Origin of the sequence: Candidatus Electronema sp. TJ, from assembly GCF_048287355.1 — a bacterium.
GTDB lineage: Bacteria > Desulfobacterota > Desulfobulbia > Desulfobulbales > Desulfobulbaceae > Electronema.
The window spans coordinates 5,496-10,337 of sequence record NZ_JBLWEP010000082.1 but is presented as its reverse complement, the minus strand read 5'-3'; the positions used below and the strand labels follow the sequence as shown (position 1 = coordinate 10,337).

The 4,842-nt window shown below is 59.5% G+C and carries 4 protein-coding genes; 2 read left to right on the top strand and 2 right to left on the bottom strand.

The window, feature by feature from the left end; genetic code table 11:
• On the top strand, positions 1-939 hold a 939-nt coding region (locus ACNKID_RS07410; protein WP_417912804.1), incomplete at its 5' end, for a M20/M25/M40 family metallo-hydrolase.
• 55 nt (positions 940-994) lie between these two features.
• On the opposite strand, the gene ACNKID_RS07405 is transcribed toward ACNKID_RS07410, so the two are convergent.
• Positions 995-1,879 carry an outer membrane beta-barrel protein gene (locus ACNKID_RS07405; RefSeq protein ID WP_417912803.1) on the bottom strand — a complete coding sequence of 295 codons (885 nt, stop codon included), beginning with the start codon at positions 1,877-1,879 and terminating at the stop codon, positions 995-997.
• Between the two features lie 204 nt (positions 1,880-2,083).
• Positions 2,084-3,613 (bottom strand): glycosyltransferase family 4 protein, encoded by a 1,530-nt coding sequence (locus tag ACNKID_RS07400; RefSeq protein ID WP_417912802.1) that lies wholly within the window; start codon positions 3,611-3,613, stop codon positions 2,084-2,086.
• Between the two features lie 759 nt (positions 3,614-4,372).
• On the opposite strand from ACNKID_RS07400, the gene ACNKID_RS07395 reads away from it, so the two are divergent.
• On the top strand, positions 4,373-4,842 hold a 470-nt coding region (locus ACNKID_RS07395), incomplete at its 3' end, for a hypothetical protein (RefSeq protein WP_417912801.1).

Below are 4,842 nucleotides of genomic sequence, written 5' to 3'. Positions count from 1 at the left end.
GACGCGGCGCAGGAGCCGTTGTTTTTCAACTGCCACTTAGACACGGTGGAGCCGGGGCGCGGCATCAAAGTCTTGCGGCAGGGCAGCCGCTTCACCAGCAACGGAGGGACGATTCTTGGCAGCGACGACAAGGCGGGCATCGCCGCCTTGATTGAGATGTGGCGGGTGATCAGCGAGCACAAGCTGCCGCATGCGCCGCTGGAGTTCCTCTTCACCACCTGCGAAGAAACCGGCCTGCTCGGAGCCAAGGCCCTCAACCCCGCGCATGTCCGGGCGAAAATGGGCTATGCGCTGGACACCAGCGGCTTTGGCAGGGTGATCATCGGCGCACCAGCCTCCAACCGTCTGCGCATCACGGTCAACGGTGCGGCGGCTCATGCCGGCCTGCACCCGGAAAAGGGCATCAACGCTATCGTGCTGGCGGCCAAAGCCTTGGCAGCTGCTCCCTGCGGCAGAATTGACCATGAAACCACAGCCAACTTCGGCACTATCCAAGGCGGAACAGCGATCAACATCGTGCCGGAGCAAGTGGTGATAGAAGGGGAAGTCCGCAGCCATTCGATGGAAAAGCTGGAGCGGCTGAGCAGGGAGATTGAAGCTGTCTTCCGCAAGATGCTTGTCGACTGGCGCGATCCGTCCGGGCAGGCACAGGGTGCGCCGGAGCTGGGTTTTCAGTCGGAACTGGATTTCCCGGCCATGAAATTGGACATGAACGACGCAGTGATCCGCCGGATTGCAGCGGCGGCGGAAGGCATCGGCATGGACTTGAGCTATGAAATCGCAGGCGGCGGCAGCGACGCGAACATCTTCAATGGCTGCGGCTTGGCGACCGCAATTGTGGCCACCGGCATGACCAATGTCCATTCAACCGCTGAAGAGGTCAGCTTGGAGGACATGACACGGCTGACTGAGCTGGTGCTGGCCTTGGCGGCTGCCTGAGGCGGGAAAAAACAAGGCTTCCGCACAGGATGTGGGAAGCCTAGGAGAAGCCGGATCAGAAGGAGTATCTGAACGCGGCGTTGACGGAGCTGCTCTTCATGTCGTCCATCCGCAGCAGGCTGTGATCCGCGCCCAGTTCGATGTCGCTGAGGCGCATGTACTCATAGCCCACGTCAACAGCCATGTTAGCGGCGATGTCATAGGCCACGCCTGCGCCGACCTTGTAGGCGAAGGTGGTCTCGCTGTCGTCAAGGCCGTTCTGAAAGGTGACATCCGCCTTGCCCGCGCCCATGCCCGCCATGCCGTAGACGGAGAGCGGCTCGCACTGCGCCCAGTACATGCCAAGGTTTGCCACCGGAACATGATAGAAGCCGTTGAACATCATGGTCTTCACGGTCATGTCATCCAGCCCTTTGGCTTTGAAGCCGACGCTTTGATAGCCAAGCTCGGTTTCAGCGCGGAAGTTGCCCAGCTTCCGCCCGCCCGCCAAGGCGAGGCCGTAGCCGGTGTCCGTGTCAGCCTTGAAACCGTACGCCTCTTTGTCCACATCCATGGAGCCGCTCCAGATCATCTTGGCCATGCCTTTGACATACCAAGGATTATAGGTCTGATCCTTGCGGCTCTTCAGAGCACTGATCTCGTTTTCATGCTGATTAAGGCGAGCGGTGTTGGCGTTGATCTGCTCATCCTGACGGCCTTGATCAGCCTGAAGGGCGTTGATCTGGGCATCCTGCCGACCCTGATCGGCCTGCATGGCGTTGATCTGCTCATCCTGACGGGCTTGGCTGGAGTTCAGGCCGTCAATCTGATTTTGGCAGTCATCAGGGCAGCCTGGCCCCATCGGCCCCTTGGGCGGCGTATATTTAGAGCCTGCGACGCTCTGACCAGCAGCCGCGAGAAGCAGGAGCGACACCGCAACCGCGCTCTGTATTCTTTTCATGTTCTCCCCTTTTGTTCTGGTTGTTCTGTCATTGCCGAACCGCTTCAGCGTCGAGTTTCTTCTTGACTCTTATGATAATGGAGCGGCAAGTAAAAAGCAAGAACAATCAGTCTGGTGCAATTTCTTGCATTTCTATTTGTCCTCACTGGTTATCCCTATAAAAACAGGTGGCCGCTCTGTTTGCGCCCTTTCTGAAAACAATTTTTAGTACCGTGCCCCATGGCCATGAGATGCCGTTCTTCCCCGCTCTCCGCCCGCAGAGCCATGGAGGTTCGCAAGCGACGAGATCATGGTTTTGCGCAGTATGCCGATCCGTTTGAAAATATTGCCGCCTACCGGCTCGCGGCCCATGTCTTTGAGCAGCAGCAGCGAGCCGAGCAGGCGGCAGGTTCCGTCCGGGCCGCAGTCGTGCAGCGGCAGCTCGACCCGAAGCATCCGCTCGCGCTGCACGTCCATTCCGCCCCGCTCCCATTGAAAGCATCGCTCCCCTGACGGCCCAATTAGGCAATTGAATTCCGCCCGGTCAAACTCCAAGCTCTCCAGAGTCTTGGCAACCTCCTCCCAGAGCTGCTCCACGCTGGCGGCCTGGGCAATTTCAAACTGCTGACTGCGAAAGAAGCGGCCTTCCAAGCTGAAATCCATCTCGCTGCCGAGGCTCCATGCCCACGAGGAAACCTTGCGCACCGTGATCAGGCCGGAAAGGCGGAGTGCGCGGGCGGCGGCAATGCCTCCGGCACCCATGAAGAAGAGAATCAGGGCTGAGGTCTCATTCTGGCTGTGCACCAGAATCACTGCGCAGATGCCAAGCGCGATAGTCATGGCATAGATAAGCAGCACCGCCTTGCGCTGGGTGAAGCCAAGCTCGACAATCCGGTGGTGAATATGGCGCATGTCCGGCTGAAAGAGCTGCTGGCCAGCGGCGAAGCGGCGCACTGGTGCCCAGAGCGCGTCAATCAATGGAACGCCCAGGGCAATGACCGGCATCAGCAGGGCGGTGGCGACTTGCCCCTTCATGGTGCCGCTGATGCTGAGAGCGGCCAAACAGCAGCCAAGAAAGTAGCTGCCGCTGTCGCCCATGAAGATGGATGCCGGATTGAAGTTGTAGCGCAGGAAGCCTGCGGAAGCTCCGGCAAGGGCGGCGAAGGCGACAGCCTGTGCGACCTGCCCGCCTGCGGCGCAGACCAGCAGCATGGACAGCGAGGCGAACAAACAGATGCCTGCGGCAAGGCCGTCCAGTCCGTCGATCAAGTTGATGGCGTTGATGACCAGAACGAACCAGAAGGCGGTGGCTGGCAGAGAAAGTAGGCCCAGCTCAATGGAGCCGCCAAGCGGATTGGTGATCAAATTGATTTTGATCCCGCAGGCGTAGAGCAGGCCTGCTGCAAGGAGCTGGCCTGCGAATTTGATTTTGAAAGACAGCCCGCCCCGGATGTCGTCGAGCAGGCCGAGCAGAAACATCAGCGCGGCACCGAGGAAGATGCAGGGCATCCGCTGATCAGCGAAGATCAGCTTGGCCGCCTCGCTGTGGTCCCGCAGCAGGAAGAGGAGAAAGAATGGAAAAAGAAAAGCGATGAACAAGGCCACGCCGCCGATTCTTGGCACAGCCCGCTGATGCAGCTTGCGTTCTGAGGGCTGATCGGTCAGGCCGAACCTCCTGCCGATAGCCCGCACCTTGGGCGTGACCGCCAATGCCGCGACCAAGGCTGCGGCAAAGGCCAGCTGAACGGTGATCATTGTCTATGAGGCTTTCTGCGTCAGGAAAGCGGCCCATGTCTCAGGCGGACAGCCAGCGCGGGCGGCACCCGCTGTCGGAACAGCCGCGCCTTCCTCGCAGCATGATGCGGCGGCTCAAAACTCAGCTCTTATGATCAATGGTAGCAAATTTTGCGCGTCCCTGCAAGGCGAGGCGGAAGGATTCTCTCGTCTGTTTGAATTGCCCAGCAAGGGCGAAAGATTTTTCACCCCTACGGCGTATGCAAGTTTCCCTTACCCTGCGCCAGATTGTCTGTCTCGTAGGGGCAGGCCCCTACGGCGCAACGGTTGCAGGAGAATCATTCTATCGTGCTCCAGCTATATGCCGAACGATTGGGCATCAGGTCCGCACGCTGCGCGCCCCGCATCGCCCTCCCGGCTGCTCCCGAACAAACATCAGGCGTGCTTTCTGGAAAACCATTCCCGATGTCACAGCACGAGATCGAGCGAGGCCGTGACATGAGATCGAGCGAGGTCTTGTTACGGCCTCGAGCGAGGGAATAAGACGACATCGAGCGAGGGAATAAGATGAGATCGAGCGAGGGAACAACACGACATCGAGCGAGGTCTTGTTACGGCCTCGAGAATGGTTTTCTGGCGAGCATTCCCGATGTCTTTTCCACCCGTCAATTATGCGGCCCCATGAAAAAAACTGTTGACATGCGGAGAAACTCGTCTTATGCTTGGCGGCGGCAGTGTTCATTCCATCATCTCAATCATTTGAAGATCAGGAGGCAGAACATGGCAACGATTCAATGGCGGCCTGCGGACAACGCGCTCACCACTCCCCGCTCGTGCAAGATGGTTTTCGTGCCACGAAATGTGGTGGACACCGAGGAGCTGGCCGCCCGCATGGCGGCGGAGCTGCCCAGCTACAGCGCCGAGGAGCTGCGCAGCATTCTGGCCATCCGCAACAAAGTCATCCAGCAGAGCCTGATCAACGGCGAGCAGGTGACCGAGGAAGGCTGCTTCACCTACTCCCTCTCCTTCACAGGCAAGCTGAACAGCCCGGACGACCCTCCGCCGCCCATTGAGAAGTGCCTGCAAGTGCGCGTCCATGCCTCGCCGCCCTTTGCCGCCGAAGTCCGTCATCTTGGCCAGCTTGAACAGCTGGCGCGGGACAAGAAGCTGCCTCTGATCAACACGGCCCAGGACACGCTGCTCAAGCTGGACAACGTGCTCAACCCGGACGGCGTGCTCCGTCTCACCGG

Bases quoted from the DNA above. Each gene is read 5' to 3' on its own strand.
- ACNKID_RS07405 (WP_417912803.1), bottom strand. From the start codon at position 1,879: ATGAAAAGAATACAGAGCGCGGTTGCGGTGTCGCTCCTGCTTCTCGCG.
- ACNKID_RS07400 (WP_417912802.1), bottom strand. From the start codon at position 3,613: ATGATCACCGTTCAGCTGGCCTTTGCCGCAGCCTTGGTCGCGGCATTG.